Origin of the sequence: Pseudoxanthomonas sp. PXM01 (assembly GCF_014851815.1) — a bacterium.
Classification (GTDB): Bacteria; Pseudomonadota; Gammaproteobacteria; order Xanthomonadales; family Xanthomonadaceae; genus Pseudoxanthomonas_A.
The window spans coordinates 1,281,644-1,304,945 of sequence record NZ_JACVAJ010000001.1; the positions used below are offsets into that span (position 1 = coordinate 1,281,644).

The 23,302-nt window shown below is 64.4% G+C and carries 17 protein-coding genes and 2 tRNA genes; 3 read left to right on the forward strand and 16 right to left on the reverse strand.

Annotated features, from left to right (window positions below; all coding sequences use genetic code 11):
• Positions 1 to 29: 29 nt before the first annotated feature.
• From pheT to uvrB, 8 genes are all read right to left on the reverse strand, one after another.
• On the reverse strand, positions 30 to 2,423 hold the full coding sequence (gene pheT, locus IB230_RS05815) for a phenylalanine--tRNA ligase subunit beta (RefSeq protein WP_192269925.1): 2,394 nt from the start codon (positions 2,421 to 2,423) through the stop codon (positions 30 to 32).
• Positions 2,424 to 2,511: 88 nt separating this feature from the next.
• Positions 2,512 to 3,507 (reverse strand): phenylalanine--tRNA ligase subunit alpha, encoded by a 996-nt coding sequence (pheS, locus tag IB230_RS05820; RefSeq protein ID WP_192269928.1) that lies wholly within the window; start codon positions 3,505 to 3,507, stop codon positions 2,512 to 2,514.
• A gap of 133 nt (positions 3,508 to 3,640) precedes the next feature.
• Positions 3,641 to 4,000, reverse strand: a complete 360-nt coding sequence (gene rplT, locus IB230_RS05825) for a 50S ribosomal protein L20 (protein ID WP_056878215.1) — start codon at positions 3,998 to 4,000, stop codon at positions 3,641 to 3,643.
• A 10-nt stretch (positions 4,001 to 4,010) separates the two neighbouring features.
• A complete protein-coding gene (rpmI, locus tag IB230_RS05830) occupies positions 4,011 to 4,208 on the reverse strand; it encodes a 50S ribosomal protein L35 (RefSeq protein ID WP_014160066.1) in 198 nt (65 codons plus the stop codon).
• A gap of 278 nt (positions 4,209 to 4,486) precedes the next feature.
• Positions 4,487 to 5,011 carry a translation initiation factor IF-3 gene (gene infC / locus IB230_RS05835; RefSeq protein ID WP_343227287.1) on the reverse strand — a complete coding sequence of 175 codons (525 nt, stop codon included), beginning with the start codon at positions 5,009 to 5,011 and terminating at the stop codon, positions 4,487 to 4,489.
• Positions 5,012 to 5,061: 50 nt separating this feature from the next.
• Complete coding sequence (thrS, locus tag IB230_RS05840) at positions 5,062 to 6,969, reverse strand: threonine--tRNA ligase (protein ID WP_192269931.1); 1,908 nt, start codon at positions 6,967 to 6,969, stop codon at positions 5,062 to 5,064.
• A gap of 267 nt (positions 6,970 to 7,236) precedes the next feature.
• Positions 7,237 to 7,311 (reverse strand) — tRNA-Val (locus IB230_RS05845).
• 76 nt (positions 7,312 to 7,387) lie between these two features.
• On the reverse strand, positions 7,388 to 9,409 hold the full coding sequence (gene uvrB, locus IB230_RS05850) for an excinuclease ABC subunit UvrB (RefSeq protein ID WP_192271311.1): 2,022 nt from the start codon (positions 9,407 to 9,409) through the stop codon (positions 7,388 to 7,390).
• Between the two features lie 154 nt (positions 9,410 to 9,563).
• On the opposite strand from uvrB, the gene IB230_RS05855 reads away from it, so the two are divergent.
• Both IB230_RS05855 and IB230_RS05860 read left to right on the forward strand, forming a co-directional pair.
• The gene (locus IB230_RS05855) at positions 9,564 to 10,130 is read left to right on the forward strand and encodes a GspH/FimT family pseudopilin (RefSeq protein ID WP_192269935.1); all 567 of its coding nucleotides are present in this window, start codon (positions 9,564 to 9,566) and stop codon (positions 10,128 to 10,130) included.
• A 92-nt stretch (positions 10,131 to 10,222) separates the two neighbouring features.
• Positions 10,223 to 10,299, forward strand: a tRNA-Asn gene (locus IB230_RS05860).
• A gap of 86 nt (positions 10,300 to 10,385) precedes the next feature.
• On the opposite strand, the gene IB230_RS05865 is transcribed toward IB230_RS05860, so the two are convergent.
• From IB230_RS05865 to IB230_RS05890, 6 genes are read right to left on the reverse strand one after another with little or no spacing between them, the layout of a single operon-like run.
• A complete protein-coding gene (locus IB230_RS05865) occupies positions 10,386 to 10,799 on the reverse strand; it encodes a type IV pilin protein (RefSeq protein WP_192269938.1) in 414 nt (137 codons plus the stop codon).
• A gap of 17 nt (positions 10,800 to 10,816) precedes the next feature.
• Complete coding sequence (locus IB230_RS05870) at positions 10,817 to 14,392, reverse strand: PilC/PilY family type IV pilus protein (RefSeq protein WP_192269942.1); 3,576 nt, start codon at positions 14,390 to 14,392, stop codon at positions 10,817 to 10,819.
• Positions 14,393 to 14,403: 11 nt separating this feature from the next.
• The gene (locus IB230_RS05875; protein WP_192269945.1) at positions 14,404 to 14,955 is read right to left on the reverse strand and encodes a PilX N-terminal domain-containing pilus assembly protein; all 552 of its coding nucleotides are present in this window, start codon (positions 14,953 to 14,955) and stop codon (positions 14,404 to 14,406) included.
• Positions 14,955 to 16,013: a prepilin-type N-terminal cleavage/methylation domain-containing protein gene (locus IB230_RS05880; protein WP_192269947.1), complete on the reverse strand. Its 1,059-nt coding sequence runs from the start codon at positions 16,011 to 16,013 to the stop codon at positions 14,955 to 14,957. Before IB230_RS05880 ends, IB230_RS05875 begins: the two co-directional genes overlap by 1 nt.
• Positions 16,010 to 16,456: a type IV pilus modification protein PilV gene (gene pilV, locus IB230_RS05885; protein ID WP_192269950.1), complete on the reverse strand. Its 447-nt coding sequence runs from the start codon at positions 16,454 to 16,456 to the stop codon at positions 16,010 to 16,012. The genes IB230_RS05880 and pilV overlap by 4 nt, the downstream gene beginning before the upstream one ends.
• Positions 16,457 to 16,463: 7 nt before the next feature.
• Positions 16,464 to 17,027 (reverse strand): GspH/FimT family pseudopilin, encoded by a 564-nt coding sequence (locus IB230_RS05890; protein ID WP_225589216.1) that lies wholly within the window; start codon positions 17,025 to 17,027, stop codon positions 16,464 to 16,466.
• A 150-nt stretch (positions 17,028 to 17,177) separates the two neighbouring features.
• Between IB230_RS05890 and IB230_RS05895 the strand changes: the two genes are divergently transcribed.
• Positions 17,178 to 18,200, forward strand: a complete 1,023-nt coding sequence (locus tag IB230_RS05895) for a histidine kinase (RefSeq protein ID WP_343227257.1) — start codon at positions 17,178 to 17,180, stop codon at positions 18,198 to 18,200.
• A gap of 9 nt (positions 18,201 to 18,209) precedes the next feature.
• Here the strand turns inward: IB230_RS05895 and ppnN are convergent, their stop codons facing one another.
• Together ppnN and IB230_RS05905 are read right to left on the reverse strand one after the other, a co-directional pair.
• Positions 18,210 to 19,607, reverse strand: a complete 1,398-nt coding sequence (gene ppnN / locus IB230_RS05900) for a nucleotide 5'-monophosphate nucleosidase PpnN (RefSeq protein WP_192269959.1) — start codon at positions 19,605 to 19,607, stop codon at positions 18,210 to 18,212.
• Between the two features lie 112 nt (positions 19,608 to 19,719).
• Entirely contained in the window at positions 19,720 to 23,124 is a 3,405-nt protein-coding gene (locus tag IB230_RS05905) for a TonB-dependent receptor (RefSeq protein ID WP_192269962.1), read from the reverse strand.
• Positions 23,125 to 23,302 lie beyond the last annotated feature (178 nt).

A 23,302-nucleotide genomic window follows, 5' to 3' on the forward strand; every position in this document is an offset into this window, starting at 1 on the left:
TGCCGGCCCTGCTACCGCTTTCATACCGGTCATCCGCGGATCTTCGCGCCGTGCGCTTCGTCGATCGCGGCTACGACGGCCGCCACTACCTGCGCTACGTCGCCCTCGGTGAGAGTGCGTGAGTTGTCCTGCAAAATCAAGCCCATAGCGAGACTCTTTTGACCGGATTCGACCCCCTGCCCCACGTAGCGGTCGAACAGTTGCACGTCGCGCAGCAGCGGGCCGGCGGCGCGCCTGACCGTCGCCGCCAGGGCGGCCCAGGACGCTTCTTCCGCCACGACGAACGCGAGGTCCCGGCGGACGGACGGATAGCGGGAAAGCTCTGCCGCGCGCGGCAGCGCGCGCGTGGACAGCGGCGCCAGATCCAACTCGAAGGCGACCACGTCGGCATCCAGGTCCAACAGGCGCTGCAGGCGCGGATGCAACTGCCCGATCCAGCCGATGCGGACGCCGTCGCGGTGGACGTCGGCCGAGCGGCCAGGGTGGCCATGGGGTGCCTGCGACGGGCGGTACTCGAGTATGGCGCCCGCCAAGGCAGCCACACTCTCCAGATCACCCTTGAGATCGTGGAAGTCGGCCTTTCGCGCTGGCAAGCCCCACTGCTCGGCCGCGGCGTCGCCGGTGATCGCGGCGGCGATGCGCAGCGACTCGATGGGCGCGTCGCCGGCCTGTGCGGCTGCATGGAACACGTTGCCGATCTCGAACAGGCGTACACGACCGGCCTGGCGCGCCGCATTGCGCTGCAACGCCGCCACCACGCCGGGCAGCAGTTGCGTGCGCATGATCGCCAGTTCGGCGCTGAGTGGATTCGCCAGCGGCACCGCGCCCTCGGCGGCATTCCAGTGCGTGAGCCATTGCGCGTCGACGAAGGCGAAGTTCACCGTCTCGAAGTAGTCCCGCGCGGCCAGCTGCCGGCGCACCACGCCGTCCTCGACGCGGGTTTCGCTCGGCGCCGCGACACGGGTCGCACCGCCCGGCAAGGTGGTGGGCACGCGGTCGTAGCCGTGGATACGCGCCAGTTCCTCGATGAGGTCCTCCTCGATGGCGATGTCGAAGCGGCGGCTCGGCGCGACCACGCTCCAGCCCTCCGCGACCGCTGCGGCCTGCAGGCCCAATGCACGCAGGATGCGTTCGATCTCGGCATCCGGAATCTCGACCCCCAGCACGCGCGCAACGCGCGCCCGGCGCAGCAGGATCGCCGTCGGCCTGGGCAGATGCTCGGGCAGTACCGCTTCGGTCGTCGGACCGGGGACGCCACCGGCGACTTCGAGGATCAGGCGCGTCGCGTACTCCACCGCAATGCGCGGCAGCTCCGGATCGACGCCACGCTCGAAGCGATGGCCTGCGTCGGTGTGCAGGCCCAGCTTGCGGCTGCGGCCGATGATCGCCGAGGGAATCCAGTGCGCGGCTTCCAGGAACACGTTGCGCGTCGTATCGGTGACGCGCGTGTCGAGCCCGCCCATGATCCCGCCCAGCGCCACGGCGCGCGCAGCGCGGCCACCAAGACCATCGGAGACGACCAGGAAATCTTCATCGAGCGTCACCGTGCGGCCATCCAGCAGTGCGACCGTCTCGTCCTTGCGCGCCGGACGCACGACGATGCCGCCTTCCAGCGTGTCCTTGTCGAAGGCATGCATGGGCTGCCCAAGCTCGAGCATCACGTACTGGGTGACGTCGACCAGGAAGCTGATGGGACGCACGCCACTGCGACGCAGGCGCTCGACCATCCACACCGGCGACGGCGCGGTAGCGTCCACACCTTCGATCACGCGGCCGGCAAAGCGCGGCACGCGTGCACCAGCCTCGAGCTCCACGCTCAGGACGGACGGGCTCTGCGCCGGCACCGGCGTGGTGTCGAACGGCTTCACTTCGCTGCCCAGCGAGGCCGCGACGTCGTAGGCGATGCCCCGCACGCTGAAGCAATCCGCACGGTTCGGCGTCAGCTTGATCTCGATGCTCGCATCGGGCAGCTGCAGGTAATCGGCAATGGGCGAGCCGACCGGTGCGTTGACCGGCAGTTCGAGCAGGCCCGACGCGTCGGCGTCGATGCCCAGCTCCTTCGCCGAACACAGCATGCCGTTGGACTCCACGCCACGCAGCTTGGCCGCCTTGATGGCGATGCCACCGACATTCGCGCCGACCATCGCCAGCGGGGCCAGCAGGCCGGGGCGCGCATTCGGTGCGCCGCAGACGATCTGCAGCAGGCCGCCCTGCCCTGCATCGACCTGACAGACCTGCAGGCGGTCGGCTTCGGGATGCTTGGCGCATTCGACGATGCGCGCCACGACCACGTTCGCCAGGCCATCGCCCAGCCCAGTGACCTCTTCGACCTCCAGGCCGATCGCGGTCAGCGTCGCGGACAGCTCGTCGCGGGTGGCCTGGGTGGGGACGTGGCTGCGCAGCCAGTTTTCAGAAAACTTCATGGTTCGTGATCCGTAGGGCGGGCCCGGGCCCGCCGTTGCCATGTATCAGATGTCGAGATGCCGGAGCAGCGGCACGCGTGAGCCTGTCCTACGCGAACTGCTTCAGGAACCGCACATCGTTCTCGAAGAACGCGCGCAGGTCGTTGACGCCGTAACGCAACATCGCGAAGCGCTCCACGCCGAGGCCGAAGGCGAAGCCGGTGTAGCGCTCCGGATCGATGCCGCAGTTGCGCAGCACGTTGGGATGCACCATGCCGCAGCCGAGTACTTCCAGCCAGCGCGTGCTGCCATCGGGCTGCTGCCAGGCGATGTCGACTTCGGCGCCAGGTTCGACGAACGGGAAGTAGCTGGGACGGAAGCGCATCTCGAAATCGCGCTCGAAGAACGCACGCACGAACTCGGCCAGCGTGCCCTTGAGGTCGGCGAAGGTCGAATGCTCGTCCACCAGCAGGCCCTCGACCTGATGGAACATCGGCGAATGGGTCTGGTCGCTGTCGCTGCGGTAGACCTTGCCGGCCGCGATCATGCGCAGCGGGGGCTGGTGGCTGTCCATGTAGCGAACCTGCACGCCGGAGGTATGCGTGCGCAGCAGGCGGCCGTCGCCGAAATAGAACGTGTCGTGCATCGCACGCGCCGGATGGTGCGGCGGGAAATTCAGCGCCTCGAAGTTGTGCTGGTCGTCCTCGATTTCCGGACCGTCCGCCAGTTCGTAGCCCAGGCGACCGAAGATGTCGGCGATGCGCTCCAGCGTGCGGCTGATCGGATGCAGGCCGCCACGGGCGCCGTTGCGGCCCGGCAGCGTCACGTCGATCGTTTCACCGGCCAGGCGCGCGTCGAGTGCGGCATCTTCCAGCACAATTTTGCGGGCCGACAGCGCTTCGCCAATGACGTCACGGGCGCGGTTGATCGCTTCGCCGGCGGTCTTGCGCTGATCGGCGGGCAGCGCACCCAACTGCTTCAGCTGCGACGTCACGCTGCCGCTCTTGCCGAGCAGCGCGACACGCAACTGCTCCACCACGTCGGGCGTCTGCGCGGCGGCGATGTCGGCCAGCGCCTGCGTGGACAGGGATTCGATTTCGCTCATTGGAGGTCCATGAGAGGGTGCCAGCCTGTGGCACAAAAACAGAAACCACAAAAAACAATGGGGAAGGACTCGCGCCCTTCCCCACGTGTTCCCGGCGATGGACTGCCGGAGTGCTTTACGGTGGAGACGCGGCTTACGCCGCGAGTGCGCCCTTCGCCTTTTCAGCCAGGGCCGCAAAACCGGTCGCATCGTGCACGGCGATGTCCGCCAGCACCTTGCGGTCCAGGGTGATGCCAGCCTTCAGCAGGCCGTTCATGAAACGGCTGTAGCTCAGACCGTTCAGACGGGCGGCCGCGTTGATACGCGTGATCCACAGCGAACGGAAGTTGCGCTTCTTCTGCTTGCGGCCGATGTAGGCGTACTGACCCGCCTTGATCACCGCCTGCTTGGCGACGCGGAATACCTTGCGACGGGCGTTGTAGTAGCCCTTGGCGAGGTGAAGGACTTTCTTGTGACGGCGACGCGCCGTCACGCCACGCTTAACTCGTGCCATGTCTCAGTCCTCAGAGGTAGGGAAGCATGCGGTTCAAACGGCCGCTGTCCTCGGCGCGAATGATATTCGTCGCACGCAGGCCGCGCTTACGCTTGGTCGCTTTCTTGGTGAGGATGTGGCTACGGTTGGCGTGGCCAGCCTTGAACTTGCCGGATGCGGTCTTGCGAAAACGCTTCGCCGCCGCCCGGTGGGTCTTGATCTTGGGCATTGCTATGTCCTTGACGGGTTTATGTCACTGATCCGGGCGGCGACCACGAGGGCCACACTTTCCATCCATGCCCATATCGGCTTGTAAGTCGTTGATTCCAGAGCGGAACCTGCGACGGGTCCATCGGCTGCGAACAGCCTCCCGGCGTACCGGGCCGCGTATTATGCCCGCTGCCGTTTTTTCTTGCAAATCCGGCCACTTAGCCCCGGACTGGGGCCGGAAACGGGAAAGGCGCCTTGCGGCGCCTTCCGTCGATCCTGCGCCCGGAGGCGGCGGGATCACTTCTTCTTCGGCGCGATCATCATGACCATCTGGCGACCTTCCAGGCGCGGCCGGGACTCGATGACGATCTCGTCGCCAAGCTCGGCCTCGATGCGCGCGGCCATCTCGCGACCCAGTTCCTGGTGGCTCATTTCGCGGCCACGGAAGCGGATGTTGACCTTGACCTTGTCGCCCTCTTCCAGGAAGCGGCGGATGTTGCGCATCTTGATCTGGTAGTCGCCCTCGTCGGTGACGGGGCGGAACTTGAGTTCCTTGATCTCGACCTGCTTCTGCTTCTTCTTGGCCTCGTTGGCCTTCTTCTGCATTTCGAACTTGAACTTGCCGAAGTCCATGATCTTGCAGACGGGCGGCTCGGCGTTGGGCTGGATCTCGACCAGATCCAGGCCTTCGTCTTCCGCCTTGGCCAGGGCTTCGTCGCGCGAAAGCACGCCGATCATCTCGCCATCGGAACCGATCACGCGTACCCGCGGCACGCGGATTTCGTGGTTCTTACGGTTTTGCTTGTTGTCAGGGATGCTGATGTTGCAGTCTCCAGGGAGGGGTGCGCCGGACCGCGAGGGGCCGGAACCAATTATTGCGCGGCGTGCTCGTTACGCAAACGTTCGGCGAAAGCGGCAACGGACATGCTGCCCAGATCCTCACCGGAACGCGTACGCACGGCGATGGCGCCATTTTCCTTCTCGCGGTCGCCGACCACCAGCAGGTAAGGCACCCGCTGCAGCGTGTGCTCGCGAATCTTATAGCCGATCTTCTCGTTCCGCAAATCGGCCGCCACCCGGAAGCCTTGATTTGCAAGGGTTTTCCGGACTTCGGCCACATAATCGGCCTGGGCGTCGGTGATATTCATCACCACCGCCTGCTGGGGGGCCAGCCAGGACGGGAATGCACCAGCGTGGTGCTCGATCAGGATGCCGATGAAGCGCTCCATCGAGCCTACGATGGCCCGGTGCAGCATGACCGGCTGCTGCCGCTGGCTGTTCTCGTCCACATACTCGGCGCCCAGGCGGCCCGGCATCATGAAATCGACCTGCATCGTGCCCAGCTGCCAGGTCCGGCCGATGGCATCCTTCAGGTGGTACTCGATCTTCGGGCCGTAGAACGCGCCCTCGCCCGGCAGCTCCTGCCACTCCACCCCGCAGCTGCGCAGCGCGGCACGCAAGGCCGCCTCGGCCTTGTCCCAGGTGGCGTCGTCGCCCAGGCGCGATTCGGGGCGCAGGGCGATCTTGATCTGGATGTCCTCGAAGCCGAAGTCCGAGTAGACCTTCAGTGCCTGCTGGTGGAACGCCGTCACCTCGGCCTCGATCTGGTCTTCCGTGCAGAAGATATGGCCATCGTCTTGGGTGAAGCCGCGCACGCGCAGGATGCCGTGCAGCGCGCCGGACGGCTCGTTGCGGTGGCAGGCACCGAACTCGCCGTAACGGATCGGCAGGTCGCGGTAGCTGTGCAGGCCTTGGTTGAACACCTGCACATGGCCGGGGCAGTTCATCGGCTTGACCGCATAGGTGCGGTTCTCCGACTCGCTGAAGAACATGTTTTCCTTGTAGTTGTCCCAGTGGCCGGACTTCTTCCACAGGGCCACGTCGAGGATCTGCGGGCAGCGCACTTCCTGGTAACCGCTGTCGCGGTAGACCTTGCGCATGTACTGCTCGACCACCTGCCAGATGGCCCAGCCCTTGGGGTGCCAGAACACCAGGCCCGGCGCCTCTTCCTGCAGGTGGAACAGCTCCTGCTGCTTGCCGATCTTGCGGTGGTCGCGCTTCTCGGCTTCCTCGATGCGCTGGATGTAGGCCTCCAGCTGCTTCTTGTCGGCCCAGGCCGTCCCGTAGATGCGCTGCAGCTGCTCGTTCTTGGCGTCGCCGCGCCAGTAGGCGCCGGAGATGCGCGTCAGCTTGAACGCCTTCAGGAAGCGCGTGTTGGGCACGTGCGGGCCGCGGCACATGTCGACGTATTCCTGGTGGTAGTACAGGCCCATCGCCGTGACGTCCGGACCCATGTCGTCGATCAGGCGCAGCTTGTAGTCCTCGCCGCGGGACTTGAACACCTCCACGACCTCGGCGCGCGGCGTCATCTTCTTGATGACGTCGTAGTCCTGCGCGATCAGTTCCTGCATGCGCTGCTCGACCGCCGCCAGGTCTTCGGGCGTGAACGGGCGCTCGCTGTAGATGTCGTAGTAGAAGCCCTCGGCGATGACCGGGCCGATCACCATCTTCACGTCCGGATACAGCTGCTTCACCGCGTGGCCGACCAGGTGGGCGCAGGAGTGGCGGATGATCTCGACGCCCTCCTCGTCCTTCGGCGTGATGATGCGCAGCGCTGCATCGTGGTCGATGACGTCGCTGGCATCGACCAGCACGCCGTCGACCGCACCGGCCACGGTGGCCTTGGCCAGGCCGGCACCGATGGACTGCGCCACCTGCATGACGGAAACGGGGTTCTCGAACTCGCGGCGGCTGCCGTCGGGGAGCGTGATGGTGATCATCGGTAGGGCTATCCGGTTGCCTGCGAACAGGGCGTTGGCATTGGAAAGTCCGGCCAGGGAGGGCCGGGCTGTTGTTCAGGGACGAACGAATGACATGAAAAAAGCGCCACGAGGGCGCCTACGGGATGCAGTGCCTCGGGCATTACCGGGTTCAGGCGATGGTAGTGCTCATGTCGCACGCTCGGCCGGCGTTGCCGCGGGCCACCTCGTGATGAAGATGGCGCATCGGGCTGGCCCCAGAAGTCCGGAATCCACGCCGTGGAAGCGTGGTGGGCGGTACAGGGTTCGAACCTGTGACCCCTACCATGTCAAGGTAGTGCTCTACCGCTGAGCTAACCGCCCGGTCTGCCCTTTGCAGGGGCGCGAATTCTAGCCCGGAAGCGGGGTCGCCGACAACCGGGTCATGCGATCAGGTCGATCAACCGCCCAGGCTGGCTTCCTTCAGTCGCTGGATCTGGTCACGCAGGCGCGCCGCATCCTCGAATTCCAGGTCGCGCGCGTGCTGGTACATCTGCTGCTCCAGCGCCTTGATGCGGGCGACCGCCTGGGCCGGATCCATCACCCCGTACTCGGCAGGCTCCTCGGCCACCCGGCGCGACTTGCCTCGCCCGGGCTTGCCCTCGTTGGCCGCCTCGCTGCGGGCGCCCTCCAGGATGTCCACGATGGGACGGGCCACGGATTTCGGCGTGATGCCGTGTTCGAGGTTGTACTCCACCTGCTTCTCGCGCCGGCGGGAGGTCTCGTCCATCGCCGCCTGCATCGAGCGGGTGATCTTGTCGGCGTACAGGATCGCCTTGCCGCGCAGGTTGCGCGCGGCGCGGCCGATGGTCTGGATCAGCGAACCGGTGGAGCGCAGGAAGCCCTCCTTATCGGCGTCGAGGATCGCCACCAGCGACACCTCCGGCATGTCCAGACCCTCGCGCAGCAGGTTGATGCCGACCAGCACGTCGAACTTGCCCAGCCGGAGGTCGCGGATGATCTCCACGCGCTCGACGGTGTCCACGTCCGAGTGCAGGTAACGGACCTTGATGCCGTGTTCGCCCAGATACTCGGTCAGGTTCTCGGCCATGCGCTTGGTCAGCGTGGTGACCAGCACGCGATCGCCCCACGACACGCGCTCGTTGATCTGCGACAGCAAGTCATCGACCTGGGTACCGACGGGACGAATCTCCACCTCCGGATCGATCAGGCCGGTGGGACGCACCACCAGCTCGACGATCTCGCCGTTGGATTCACGCAACTCGTACGGGCCGGGCGTCGCCGAGACATAGATGCTGCGCGGCGAGCGGACCTCCCACTCTTCGAAACGCAACGGCCGGTTGTCCAGCGCCGACGGCAGTCGGAAGCCGAATTCCACCAGCGTTTCCTTGCGCGAGCGATCGCCCTTGTACATGGCGCCGATCTGCGGAATGGTCACGTGCGACTCGTCGATGACCAGCAAGGCGTCCGCCGGCAGGTAGTCGAACAACGTCGGCGGCGGCTCGCCCGGCGCCTTGCCGGTCAGATGGCGCGAGTAGTTCTCGATGCCGGAGCAGAAGCCCACTTCAGCCATCATCTCCACGTCGAACTGGGTCCGCTGCGCCAGCCGCTGTGCCTCGACCAGCTTGTTCTGCGAATAGAGCTGTTCCAGCCGCTCCTTCAGCTCGACCTTGATGGTGTCGATCGCCGCCAGCACCCGCTCGCGCGTGGTGGCGTAGTGGGTCTTGGGATAGACGGTGTAACGCTGCAGCTTGCGCAGCGACTCACCGGTGAGCGGGTCGAACAGGCTGAGTCCCTCGACCTCGCCATCGAACAGCTCGATGCGGACCGCTTCGGCATCGCTTTCCGCGGGGTGCACATCGATGATCTCGCCACGCACGCGGAACGTACCGCGCTGTAGTTCGTACTCGTTGCGGGTGTACTGCAGCTGGGTCAGGTGGCGAATGAGCTCGCGCTGGTCGATCCGTTCGCCCAGCGACAGGATCAGCCGCAGCGACAGATAGTCTTCGGGCGCACCCAGGCCGTAGATGGCGGACACGGTGGCCACCACCAGCGCATCCGGGCGCGAGAGCAACGTCTTGGTCGCCGCCAGCCGCATCTGCTCGATGTGTTCGTTGATCGAGCTGTCCTTCTCGATGAAGGTATCGCTCGACGGCACGTAGGCCTCGGGCTGGTAGTAGTCGTAATAGCTGACGAAGTACTCCACCGCGTTGTGCGGGAAGAACGCCTTGAACTCGCCATACAGTTGCGCCGCCAGCGTCTTGTTCGGCGCCATGATCAAGGTCGGCTTCTGCACCTGCTGCACCACGTTGGCGATGGTGTAGGTCTTGCCCGAGCCCGTCACGCCCAGCAGCGTCTGCTTCGCCAGACCCGCCTCGAAATTCTCGGTGAGCTTCCGGATCGCCTGCGGCTGGTCGCCGGCCGGGGAATAGGGGGAAACGAGCTGGAAACGGTCAGTCATCGCAGGGGGATTGGCCATCGACATTCCAGTATATCCCCGCGGATGTGAGCGCCGGACAGGCAAACTCCTACACGCGGACAAGGCCTGACCTGATGGCTGCATCGTCACCCTGGAACGAACCTGCTTACGTCCCGTTAAATTCAAGGAGTCGTCGATGGCATGGATGCCTTCGTCTTCCCGTCGAGGAAGTCCTGCACACCCCGCTGCACCCGCGCAGGGTTTCACGCTGGTGGAGCTTTCAGTCACCCTCTCCGTCCTGGCGCTGATGGTCGCCATCAGTCTGCCGTCGATGCGAGAGTTCCGATCCCGTCAACAGGCCAAGGCGGTGACGAATCTGCTGATGTCCCACTTGGCTTCGGCCCGGATGACCGCCATCAGCCACAATGTGCCGGTCGTGGTATGTCCGAGCGATGGCGGCGGCACCTGCAGGCAGGACACCGACTGGGGCGGCCATTGGCTGTCCTTTCGCGATCCGGACGGGAACCGCGATCCAGACGATGGCAACGACATCTACCGGAACGAGACCGTGCCCGACACCCCGAGCATCCGCGTGGTCTCCACCGAGGGACGCCGACATGTCCGCTACCAGCCGACCGGCATGAGCTACGGCGCCAACCTGACCATCCGGATCTGCTACAACGGGCGCGTGGCCAACAGCGTCATACTGAACAATACAGGCCGCGCACGCGCCATGCGCGGCAACCTGACGACGCCGTGTTGATTCCAGACCTACGGGGGCCAGGCTCCTCATGGCGCACCCTCTGCCTCCCGAGGCTTGTCCCAGCCCGAATCGCTGGCTACAATACGCGCCCCGCCCGAATAGCTCAGCCGGTTAGAGCACTTGACTGTTAATCAGGGGGTCGTTGGTTCGAGTCCAACTTCGGGCGCCAGATTCAAGAACGACAAAGGCCGCGAGTGATCGCGGCCTTTGTCGTTGTAGTGCTTCGCCGATAGATTCAGCGCGGGAGCGAAGCTCTCAGAAGCACTTCGCGGGCGTCCCCGAATAGGATCCGGAAACGGACTTCGTGCCACGCTGGTTCGTACTCAGGACACCACACTGCCCATCCCGGCTCGACTGCTGTCCCTGCGGGGTGGCCGCCAGCGTATAGGACGTCGCATCCGGGCCCGCAGAGAAAGCGAACACGTAGTGGCTGGCCAGCTCCGTCGTGCATGCCGCATTCGGCAATGCAGCCCCGGCATAGCCCATGTTGGTGGAGGCGTAGCGCTCCATGAACTGAGACAACTCCATCAGGCACGCAGCCCCCGCGGACCGCCTCGATTTCACGACGAAATCGATATAGCTGGGATAGGCGATGGACGCGATGATCGCCAGGATGGCCACCACGACCATCAGCTCGATCAGGGTGAATCCTCTGTTCTTCCGTTGCATCACACGCTCCGTGCTTATCATTGCGCCATCACCTCACGCCAACTGACGCGGGCAGCACGACCACCTGCAGGCGGCTCGATTCCCTGGCTTTCGGTGTTGCCCGCACCACCATTTTCCGAGCTGAAAGCGCCAGTACCGACCGTCGCCAGACTGCTGGTCACGTTCGCTTCCGTGGGCATGCCGCCACTGATACCGACCGAGCCCACAACACCATCGCCGATCCGCCCGTTGTTGCTGAAGTACCCCCCCACCTCGGGACTGGTACCGGTGAACAGATTGAGGGCATTCAGGAAACCACTACCTGCCGAGCTGTTGCAATCACTGCCGGTCGGCGGGATGACCGAAGACACATACATCGCCGTCCCATAGACCGTAGGCGACGAGATCACGCGCTCTGGTGCCGTCAGATCGATGTACCAACCCTGCTTGCCAGCCTGGAGCACCGAGTAATTCTCGAACCCACGCGCTGCGGCCCCCGATGCCGTCGTCCCGGAGTAAGGAATGGTACGCGCCTGCAGATTAGCCCGGCCGGCAATCGTGCTGCCACCATCCTTCAGGCCGTAGAGAGTTTGCGCCGTCTGCGTGGCGACGCCCGGCATGTCATTGCTCGACAGGAAGCGACCGGTACCGAAACCGACGAAGATCTCTCCCGCCTTGCTGCGCCCGACCGCCAGACCGCCGGTGATCGGCTGCGGCTTGTTCGCCGCGTCCATGGCCTGGAACAGCTTCACCGCACTCGTAGGCAGCGTGGCCGCGCTGAAGTCCCAGCGCCAGACATTACCCTTCAGGTCGCCGCCGTAGACCGTGTCCACCTTGCCGTCTCCATTCAGGTCCGCCATGCCCAGCGACATCAAGCCATTGCCGCCGGAATTGTCGGCCACGAGCCGGGTGGTGCTGGCGATGCCGCCATTGGCATTCAACTCGTAGACGAACAGCGTCGCCGAACCGTTCGGGCTGTCGATACCATTGGGAACGAAGGCGTAGGTCTTGCCGCCGTTGCCATTCCGGATCAGCACACGCCCTAGCACGAACCCCATATTGGGTTCGGTCGTATCGTTCGCCGTCGCCCGGCTGACCGTCTGATCCCAGAGGACGTTGCTCGTCCCCATGGCGGTCGGCGTAGTCACGTCCAGAGCGAACACACCACGGCCACCACGCCCCAGCGCCCCGACCAGGATGTTCTTGTTGCTCCCCTGCATGGCCCGGCTGGTCACGTCGATCTGTCCATCGACGAAATGACGATGCTCGTAGGCCGTGGCGCTGAGGCTCGCCAACGCAGTGTAGTCGATGCCCTTCGGCAGATAGGAAAACAGCACTTGTCCGCGGTTGGCGGTATCGGCGCTGTTGGCATTGATGGCATGCAGCATGCCGTCGTTGGCCCCGATGTAAACCGTCTTGGTGTCTTCCACATACGCTGGCGAAGAATTCACGATGTCGCCGATCGGATAGGCACGCCTGCGCAGCGTTCCACCTACCTGGCCGACTTCCCTGCTCTGGCCGCCTCGGATATACGCGATGTTCTCGTCGGCCGTGGCGGCATCCGCCTGACCGGTGCGCGCCGCCAGATCGCCAGCACCCGTCATGGCGCTGTTGAACAGCGATGCCGCGCCACTCTTCATGGTCAGCACGGTACGGTTCTGGAAGTTGGCGTTGGCACGGCCCGCCGCAAATGTCTGCGACAGGACCCAGTCTGGCGTGGTGGAAACACCCGTCAGCGCGGCGTTGAACGGACTGGCGATCAGGTCGCCCACCCACGTGCCTGAAGTGAAACCGGCCACGAAGGTCAACGTAGTGGTGTCGGTCTTGGTCGAACTGGACGCGATATTGGAACCGGAAGCACTGCGCGAATCGATGGCAGCCAACGCGCCCGTCAACGCCTCGGCGAACTTGTCGCTGTTGCTCGCAACCACAAACTTGCCGCGACCATTGAGCGATGCATGCCACAGGTCATCGATACGCTGCGCGCCGCTGTTGTTGATCGGGTCAACGTTCCAGGGTGATGGCGGCGGATTCTCCGGATTCAGTGTGCCTTGCAGACCGATGGACACGCCGAAGGTGACCATGTGCTGCCAGTCCGCCGGATCTGACGTGCTGGTCAGGACATTGTTGGCCATATCGGTACGCAAGTCCGTACTCCAGTACCTGTAGGCCACGTCGGCTACGGTATCGGAATATCTGTCCGGATACTGCGGTGGATTGCCATCGACATCGCGACTGGTGGACGCATCCGCATTCCCGACATTGTTATAGCCGGAATCGCTGTTCCAGTAGCCGTCCGTCGTCAGGATGGCGTAGTTCTGACGGCAGGTCATCATCGCGCCTGAGGAGTCCGTCTTCCAGGGGTCGTCGGTCATGAAATAGCGTGCCGAACGCTGCAGCGCCCCTTTCAGCGGTGTACTGCCGCTGGCGCCGGTGCCCTGAAGCCGACTGTAAAACGTGGTGCGATTGGCGCCTTCGAACAGCCCCCCTCCGGTGGCATAAGGAATAGGAAGTGCGGGCGCGCTACCACCTGTGTTGGCCGTACCGCCGCCCCTGTTCCAGATGGTGTCGTAGCCCACGCGGTAATTCTTGCCCAGTCGCCCGAATGCTTCCGAAGCACCGGCCTTGGCCATCTTGTTGCGCGTACGGTGGTACTGGTACCAGTTGGCGAAGTTCTGCAATTCCGCTTGCTGCAAGGCACTGGTGTTTCCACTGGGCGTCATATCCGGCCAGCCAACAGAGGTCACCGTATAGCTGATATTCCTTACTTCGGAGTACGCATAAATCCTGAAGCTGATCGTCGCTTGCGGCGAGTCGATCGTGATGCTCTCACTGTTAGTGCCGCCAGCGCTGGTGCTGACAGTGCTGGTGCAATCGGACCGCCTCGTATAGACGGACAGATCGCCATCGCCCGATCCGCCTGACGTCTGGATCGTAACGCTATCAGCGCCATTCGTATTCACGACGAAACACGTGGACCAGTTGTTTCTTGCAATCGATGAAATGGTCGCGGGGCCGAGCAGGGTTGAAGCCGTCAACTTCTGGACAGCGCCACTATTCCAGCTCGTGGACGAACTTGAAGTGCCAATCCGATACTTGTCGTAGTTGCTCGCCGTCGTGCCCGGGTTGGCCACTCTGGGGACGTAGAAGTACGACTCTGGAACGCCGTTCTCGTTCGTTGCGCTCCGGAGGTCCACTGTACTGGCCGTCGGGCTGGTGTAGCTACTGGCCGCTGACCTGAAGTTCGCGGACGCAAGCCGAGCACTCAGATCCGTACTGGACGTACGCCAGGGCAGGTATGTGTTTCTCGGATCGTAATAGAGCGTATTGGTGACATAGGAACGATCCGAAACGTCGTCGTTGAGTTCGGTCGTTTCTCTGTTTCTACCGTTCGCCAGCATCACCGCCGATTCCATCGACCCGGAATCATCCAGGATCAGGAGAAGATTCGGCGGAATGGCGTTGCCGCCCGTCAACAATGGATGATCCGGAAAAGACGTGGTCACGGCATGCGCCGGCAGCCCCATCAGCGTAACCAGCGCGGTGACCGCAGCAACCCCCAGGTTCTGTGTCCATGCGGGTTTGCGAGGCGCAACAATATGCTTCGTCTTCATGATGCGCTCCCTCAGCGCCGGTACAACGACTGGAGAACCACCTCGGCGCCATTGGGCGTCGAAGCGTAGGACGTGATGCGGAAAACGCTCTGCGTGGCACCCGCCGACGGCGGCGGCTTGCCCATGTCGATGCCGACGCCCGCGCCAGATGAAGCTGTTGTGACCTGCCCGAAGTTTTCGATGACGAACCTTGGGCTGACTGATACCGAACCTACAGAGACTGCGGTACCAGTCTGGAAACCGGCACCTGTGGTCCAGAAGCCGGCCGCCATCCAGGCTGGCGTGGCTGGCGCCGCCATCATGGCGCACCGCCCCGCGCTGCAGCCCGATGCGGGGAAAGTGACGGTGCCATCGCGTACGATGATCTCCGCCTGGCGAAGACCGGCCTCTGCCACCTGGAACGCCATGCCTCGCGCGGCGGTGTTGGATGCCATGCGCTCCTGCATGATGGCGCCACGCATCGAGGCAACGCCGAGGATGGTCACGATCAACAGCAGCAACAGGACGAACGGCAATGCCGCGCCTGACTGGGCGCCGCGAGAGTAGCTGATGGGTGCATTCATCATTGGATGTCCTGATGATTTCTGAGCACGATGTAATCGTCCAACGTACGCGTTAGCACGGCATCGTCGACGCCCCTGACATCGGCACGACTCAGCGCACCCTGTTCCGCCTGGAAGGTCATCCGCGCACGCACCGCCGTGACCTGGGACCAGCCACCTGCCGCGGCGACGCCCGCCGCGTTCACGTAGTTCGCTGCGGTGCCGACCTTGTAGGTCAGCCCCAGCGCGGTCACACCCTCGGCGATTTCGCTACGTGCGCCGTTCAGTGTGCGGTAGAGCGAGCTGCCACCTCGCCCGTTGTCCGCTACCGTCCACACTGCTCCGATCGGTGCGACAACGTATGCAGGCGATGAGCCGATGCCTCCTGGGCAGGCCGTCGTGTCCGCCGCTGTTTTTGCCACGCCCGCCCCCAGCCAGAAGCAGTAGCGCGGATTGGCATTCATGGCCGTACAGTTCGTGGACCCTGACCCCGGGCGGGTAAAGTTCGCACCGCAGTTCGCCGTACCGGTGTGGCCGATGGTGGTGCCGGAAGAGGTGACGCCCGTTGCTGAAAACACGACCGCATGGTCGGTGTTGCAGATCATCAGGAGCTGACCGTTGGCGATCCCGGAGGTTGCGATCCCCACGGATATGGCATCACCCGATCGCTTATGTTCACTCACGCTGTAAGTGGTGCCATTGGCCGCATACAACGTGATCTCGTCGGAGCCGTTGGCTCCCGTTCCGTCAACGCCGAAGATGCCATTCACGAATCGCGACCAGAACACGGCATCCGGCGCGGCCAATTGAACTCCGAAAATATCCGTATTGACGCCATCGATTCGCAGGCACGGATTGATCCCGGCCTCGCGTATGTCCCGCGCCAGTATTTCGAAGGCGCTGCGCTGGTTCTCCTGGATCCGCCCGATGGACTCGCTGGCTCCATACACACGACTGTTCGACAGGAAAAGGCTGCCGGCCGCGGCCACCACCAGGAGGCCGAGCAGCATCGCGACCATCAGTTCAATCAATGTGAAGCCGCGCTGTGCCGCCACGACCTGTCTTGGCGAATGCGTCATAGTTGGCTCGTGATCGTCAGTTCGGCGGGTACGCTGTTGCTCCCCGTGGTGTTGGCATCGGTCCACTGGACACCAACGGTGCAGACCATGTCGTTCGCCCTGCAGACAACCCTCCCCATGGCGTCGGGGGCCACGTTGGCACGCAACCCATCCAGCCAACCCGCCATGGTTCCGGGATTCCCGGTGCCGTCGCCTGCCGTGTAGATGTTGGTGTTGTAGGTGCCGAGATTCGCGCGATCGGCCCGAATGATGTCCATCATCGAGTAGATCTGGATCGCGGCCTGTGAGCGACTAGCGGACCCCATCGTGTTTTTCAGTGTCACGGCCTGCATGGCGGCGATGCCCAGAAGACCGACCGCCAGCACCAACACGGCGACCATGACCTCAACCAGTCCGACGCCCTGCTGGGAACGGCGCGCCACGAAAGAAGGAATTCGCTTCATGATGACCTCAGTTGTCCGCGGGTACGGTACAGGCCGCCGTCGCCGCTCGCCGCCGCGTACTGACCCGGCTGACGTTTGTCGTCACATCGATGCCATTGTTGCCGGATAGATTCGCCACGCACAGGCCGATCGTGCCACTTGCATTGGCACCCACCGAAGAGAAACCGCTGGGCACGAACACGAGCCTGTGATTGCCGGCCGACAGGTTTGCGCTGGATTTGACCACCACCGACTCGTGCAGCGTGCTGTCGCGGAGCACCGTACTGACACCATCCTTCACCATCAGGGCGATCCAGCGATTACCGACGGTGGCGGCGCAGCTGGCTCCATCGGCACTGGGGCAGACCGAAACACGGGCCCGACGACTGACCGCCGCGACCTTGGCGGTCTGCAGCATTGCGACCATTTCGTTCGCAGAGGATTTCAACCTGTTTCCGCGCACCAGGTTGGAGAAGCTCGGCATGGCGATGGCCGCCAGCATCGCGGCGACCGCGAGGGTCACCACAAGTTCGACCAAGGTAACCCCGCGGGCGGCGTGACGCCCTCTGGATTTCCGACCACATCGCGACATGACCCTTCCCCGGGTATTGGGCAGGGGTAACCTATTTCAGCGCCCGCCGCGTGCGCCACCTGTTCCCGATGAGCGGGCTATTCCACAGACTGGGTGGTAAGACCCATCATGGACTGCCCACCCATGGTCCACTCGCCCGGAATTCAGCACGTGAATACGCCCGGCCACCGCCCGCTCGACGCCCTGTTCCGTCCCGTCGCCTTGATCGCGGTGCTTCTTGCCGGCGAGGCGCTGGCATTGATCATTGCGCTGTCATCCCACGCCTCCGGCGGACGGCTGATCCAGTTCGGCTTGACGTCGCTCGGCATTCAATGGATCTGCCTCAGCACGCTGTGCACCACCTTCCTGCTGCGCCGACCCTTGGCCCGACTCCGGTCACCCACGGTGGCTTGGATCTGCCTCGGGATCCTGCTGTGCATGACCCTGCTGGTGACCCTGGCCGCCTGGAGTCTGTTCGCGACGCCGGGTGACCTGGCAGACGGCAAGTGGTCCTTCGTACTGCGAGCACTGGCGATCGCGCTGGTCGTCGGGCTGTTGACACTGCTGACCTACCAGAACTACTGGCGCGCCAAACAGCTGGCCGTGAGCGCCGAGCACGCCAAGCTGCAGGCCCTCCAGGCCCGCATCCAGCCGCACTTCCTGTTCAACACGCTCAACACCGGTGTTTCGCTGCTGCATGCGAAGCCGGACCTTGCCGAGCAGTTGCTGCTCGACCTGTCGGACCTGTTCCGGGCGGCGCTGTCGCAACGCGAGTCCCTCAGGCTGGCGGAGGATATTTCACTGGCGCGCCGCTACCTGGAGATCGAACAGCTGCGCCTGGGGGACCGGCTGCGACTGACCTGGGACATCCCCGCCGAACTGCCCGCACTGCAGGTGCCGACGCTCTCCATCCAGCCGCTGGCGGAGAACGCCATCCGGCACGGCATCGAGCCATCGACGACAGGCGGGGACGTCGGCATCCGCATCAGCACGATCGACGGCTTCCTCCAGGTCGCCGTCTCCAACTCACTGCCACCGGCATCGTCCCGTGCGGCCGCCGGCCACCAGGTCGGTCTCAGTTCGGTGCGTGCACGCATCCATGCCTCGACCCAGGGCCGCGGGCGCGTGGACACGCGGGTCGCCGACGATCTCTACACCGCCACCATCCGCCTGCCACTGGACGTCGCGGGATAGAGCGGCGCGTCAGGTCACCACGCGATAGCAGGGCTTGTATTCGCCCGCGATCTTCATGCGCCGCTGCTCGACGAACGCGCGCAGCAGCGCGTCCAGCGCCTGCATCATCGCCGCGTCACCGTGGATCTCGAACGGACCAAATTCCTCGATGCGGCGCATGCCGTCTTCCTTGACGTTGCCGGCGACGATGCCGGAAAACGCGCGGCGCAGATCGGCGGCAAGATCATGCACGGCACGTCCGGGGCGCAGCTGCAAGGCCGCCATCGCCTCATGCGACGGCACGAAGGGCTGCTGGTAGTCCTCGGGAATCTGGACGGCCCAATTGAAGAAGAACGAATCCTTGTGCTCGATGCGGTATTCGCGCACCTTGCGGATGCCGGCGACCATCCTCTTCGCCACCGTGACGGGGTCGCCGATGATGATCTCGTAGCGCTCGGCCGCCGCATCACCCAGCGTCAGGCGGATGAAACGGTCGATCTGCTCGAAGTACGGCGCGGCGATGGTCGGGCCGGTCAGGATCAGCGGGAACGGCAGGTGCGCGTTGTCCGGGTGCAGCAGGATGCCCAGCAGGTACAGGATCTCTTCCGCCGTGCCGACGCCGCCGGGGAACACCAGGATGCCGTGGCCGATGCGGACGAAGGCCTCCAGGCGCTTCTCGATGTCCGGCATGATGACCAGATGATTGACGATCGGGTTCGGCGACTCGGCCGCGATGATGCCCGGCTCGGTCACGCCGATGTAGCGCGTCTTGGCGCGGCGCTGCTTGGCGTGCGCGATGGTCGCGCCCTTCATCGGCCCCTTCATCGCGCCCGGTCCGCAGCCCGTGCAGATGTCCAGGCCGCGCAGGCCCAGCTCATAGCCGACCTGCTTGGTGTAGAGGTATTCGTCGCGCGAGATCGAGTGGCCGCCCCAGCAGACAACCAGGTTGGGATCGCTGGGCTTGAGGATGCGCGCATTGCGCAGCAGGCCGAACACCGCATTGGTGATGCCGGCCGAGGATTCCAGATCGGCCGCGTATTCGGGACCGAGTTCGATGGCGGTGTACGCCAGGTCGCGCACCACCGCGAACAGCAGCTCGGCCACGCCACGGATGATCTCGCCATCCACGAAGGCCATTGCCGGTGCATTGATCAGGTCGATGCGCACGCCGCGGTCCTGCTGCAGGACCTGGATGTCGAAGTCGGGGTAGAGATCGCGCGCCGCGCGCGGATCGTCGGACGCGCTGCCGCTGGTCAGCACGGCCAGCGCGCAGCGGCGCAACAGCTCATGCATGCCGCCGCTGGACGCGTCGCGCAGGCGCGCCACTTCGGCGCGAGAAAGTACGTCCAGGCCACCACGCGGATAGATCCGCGCGTCCTGCACCGGCAACGCCCTCGATGCCGTTTGGTTCATGGGAACTCCTGTCATTCGTTCGCAAGGAGCGGGACTGTAGCGCAGTCCCGCGGGCGTGAGGAGTCCGCCCAAAAAGAAACGGCCGGGTTGCCCCGGCCGTTCGTGTTGCGTTCCGCTGTGGAGCGGATCAGAACTCGTACTTCAGACCCACCTGGACCGACCACTGCGAGATGCCGTTGGTCTGGCTGTCGGCGTTGGTCGGCATGCCGTATGCGGTGGACTGGCCGAACTCGGTGCCCGAGCGGTAGCCGTACACGTACTTGCCGTCGTAGATGCCCTGCAGCGTCGCCACGGCGTTGTTGGCGTTGAAGCCGTAGTCGAGCACGTGGCCCCAATCCTTGTTGATCAGGTTGCCGACGTTCTGGATGTCCAGCCACACCTTGGACTTGTGGCCCTTCATGAAGCCCGGCAGCTCCTGGCTGATACGGATGTCGAAGGTGTTGACCCAGCCCGACGTGAAGCCGTTTTCGGGGGCGTAGGTACCGCGGTAGCGGCTCAGGCCGTCCTGCTGCTCCAGCCACGTCCAGAACGCCTGCTCCATCGCCGCATTGGCGGTGAACTGGCCGGTCGCGTTCAGGCTGCCGAACAGGACGTCGCCCGGACCATTGGGCACGTAGAACAGGTCGTTGAAGGTACGGTTGTCGCCGTTGGCGTCGCCGCTGAAGATGTAGCTGAACGGACGACCGCTGCGGCCTTCATAGACCAGGCCGACCTGGGTCGCGTAGTCACCGAAGAACTTGTGCGTCCAGTTCAGCGAACCGCTGAAGCGGTCCTTGATCTCGTAGCGCGCGGTGGAGCTGGTCGGCTCGTTGATGTTGACGCCCAGCTGCGAACCGTAACCCGAACCGGCGGTGGAGCTGGTCAGCGCGGACACTTCCTCGGCGTTGGTGCGGGTGTAGCCCAGGGTCCAGGACCAGTCGCTCTCGGTCGAGAACGGCTTGGTCAACGAGACCGTCAGCTGCTGGCCCTTGCCCTTGTTGGTGTTCTCCAGCAGGAAGACGTCACCGAAGTAGGTGTTGCGGCCGAAGCGTGCGCCGTTGCCCTGGATGCCGCCGGTGGACGTGGTGTTGCCGAACGGACGCGGGCTGTTCGGGTTCCAGTACAGCACGCGGCCGTCCGGACCGACGTAGCCCGGGCCGACGTTGAGGCTGCGGTAGAACAGGCCGTTCTTGACGTCCGTCAGCAGCAGCTCGGCCGAGGCCACGATGCCGTTCCACGGGGTTTCGACGTCGATCGCCAGGTTGGCCTTCCACACCGACGGCAGCTCGAAGTCGCCGCTGATGGCGTTGACGTTGCGCACGCCGGCACCCGGCGTGGTCGGCACGTTCTGGTTCAGGCCGTCGGCGCTGAACGGAACGGTCTGCCACGCGCTCAGGTTCTGGTACGAGACGTAGTTCATGCCCGTGCTGCTGTAGGCATTGCCCACCCACACGTTCGGCGCGTCACCCTGGAACAGGCCCACGCCACCACGCAGCTGCATGGAACGCTCGGTGTCGAAGGTGTAGTTGAAGCCGAAGCGCGGCTGGATGATGAAGTCGCCGTTGTAGGTGTTGTTGTTGGCGATGCCGAAGCCGCCGGTGTAGCCCGTGCCGCACGCGGCGTTGACCGTGCCCGGCGCTGCGGCGAAGCACTCGTTGAACGGCGGGTTCGGGCTGGCGCTCGGCTTGTCAGCGCGCACGCCGAGGGTCAGCGTCAGGTTCGGCGTGACGTACCAGGTGTCCTGGACGAACAGGCCGAGGCTCTTGTTCTTGTAGCGTGCGGCGATCGCGTTCGGATCGGTCGGGTTCGTCTGCAGGTCGTAGTCGAAGTACTGGCCACGCAGCAGGTTGCCGAAATCGGATGCGCCGTTCACCCGCGGGACGTAGAAGCTGTAGTTACCCCACGAATCCTGCAGGAAGAAGTTGTAGATCTCGCTTTCGCTGTATTCCGCACCGAACTTGAAGTCGTGGTCGCCGACGGTCCAGGTGGCGGCGCCGAAGTAGTTCCACGTTTCGGTCAGCAGCGCATTGCCCGGCGAGCTGCGCTCGGTACCCAGACGGATCGCATCCAGACCGGAGAAGCTGTTGCTGGTGCTGCCGATCGGGTTGTCGTTGCCGTTGCCGACGATGCCGTCATCGAAATAGACCTGGATGGTCGGCGCGGTGGTCGGGCTGATGCGGATCGCCGAGTAGTCGCGGTAAGACACCTTGAACTCGGTCGAGAACGTGTCGGACCAGTCGCTGAACAGCTGGCCGACGTAGCTTTCCACGGTCTTGGCGTGGTTGAACCAGTTGGAGCTCAGCGCCAGGATGCTGGCGGTGGAGGCTTCCGGACGCACGCGGTTCTGTTCGAGCTTGCTGTAACGCAGGCTGGCGCGGTGGGCGTCGCTGATGTTCCAGTCCAGCTTCAGCGCGTACTCTTCCAGCTCGGTGTCGCCGCCGCCGGACAGGCCGCCGGCATCGAAGCCCCACACGTCGCGTGCGATGCGCTGCACTTCCGACAGGTCGGCGGCGGTGAAGTCGGCGTTGCCGGCCGCCAGCGGGTTGGTGCCCTGGCTCTTGCCGGCCGGGCCGATGTTGGTCTGCTTGAACTTCTCGTAGTTGGCGAAGAAGAACAGCTTGTCCTTGACGATCGGGCCGCCCAGGGTGACGCCCCAGGTGGACTCGTCGTCGTACTCGTCGAACGGCATGCCGGTGACATTGAGCGCCGTGCTGCCGGCCACGCGGCCCGGGTAGTCGCCGAACCAGTCGCCGTCACGGTACGTGCCGTAGACCGAACCGTGGAACTCGTTGGTACCCGACTTGGTGACGGCGTTGACGTTGGCGCCGGCGGCGCCGGACATCGTCACGTCGTAGTTCGACAGGTTGACGTCGATGGCTTCGATGGCTTCCATCGAAACCGGCTGGCGCTGGGTCGGCATGTTGTTGCCTTCCAGACCGAAGGTGTCGCTGGCCGACACGCCGTCGATGGTGATCTTGTTGAAGCGCGGGTTCATGCCGCCGGCGGTGATGCTGCCCGAGGCACGGTCGCTGAAGGTCACGCGCGGGTCGAGGCGCATGTAATCCTGGATGTTGCCGTTGACCGACGGCAGGGCCTCGATCGTCACGCGATCGACGCTGGTGCCCGAACCCATCTTGGTCGCGCTGAAGACTTCCGAACCACCGGAGAAGCCGACCGCGGTGACAGTTTCCAGCGTGGTGAGGTCGCCGGTCAGCGCGGCATTGATGGTGTTCACCTGGTTCAGCGTCAGGAACACGTTGTCTTCGGTCTTGGTGCCCGAACCGGACTTGGTGATCGTCACCTGGTAGGGACCGCCGACGCGCAGGCCGCGCGCGTTGTAACGACCACTCTCGTCGGTGGTGGCGCGACTGACCGTGCCGGATTCGACGTGGGTGATGGTCACCTCGGCGCCGGCGACGGGCTGGCCGCCATTGTCGGTGACCAGGCCGCCCACACCGGCCGACGTGCTCTGCGCGAAGGCAGGAGCGGCGGCAAGCGCGACGACGAGGCCAAGGCTGAGCTTGGACAGGCGAAGACGACGGGTTTGGTTCATCGGATAAACCTCAGGTACGGGAGTGATGTGGCGAAGCTGGCTGACAAGACGTGCGCGGAAGCGACCGTGAAGGTCGTTTCGGAAGGGCGTGCTAGGGGTTCCCATGGCCCACGCGGCGTCCGCGGAGGTTAATAACAGGTTAACACGATAGGACCATTTTGTGACCGCGGCATGACAA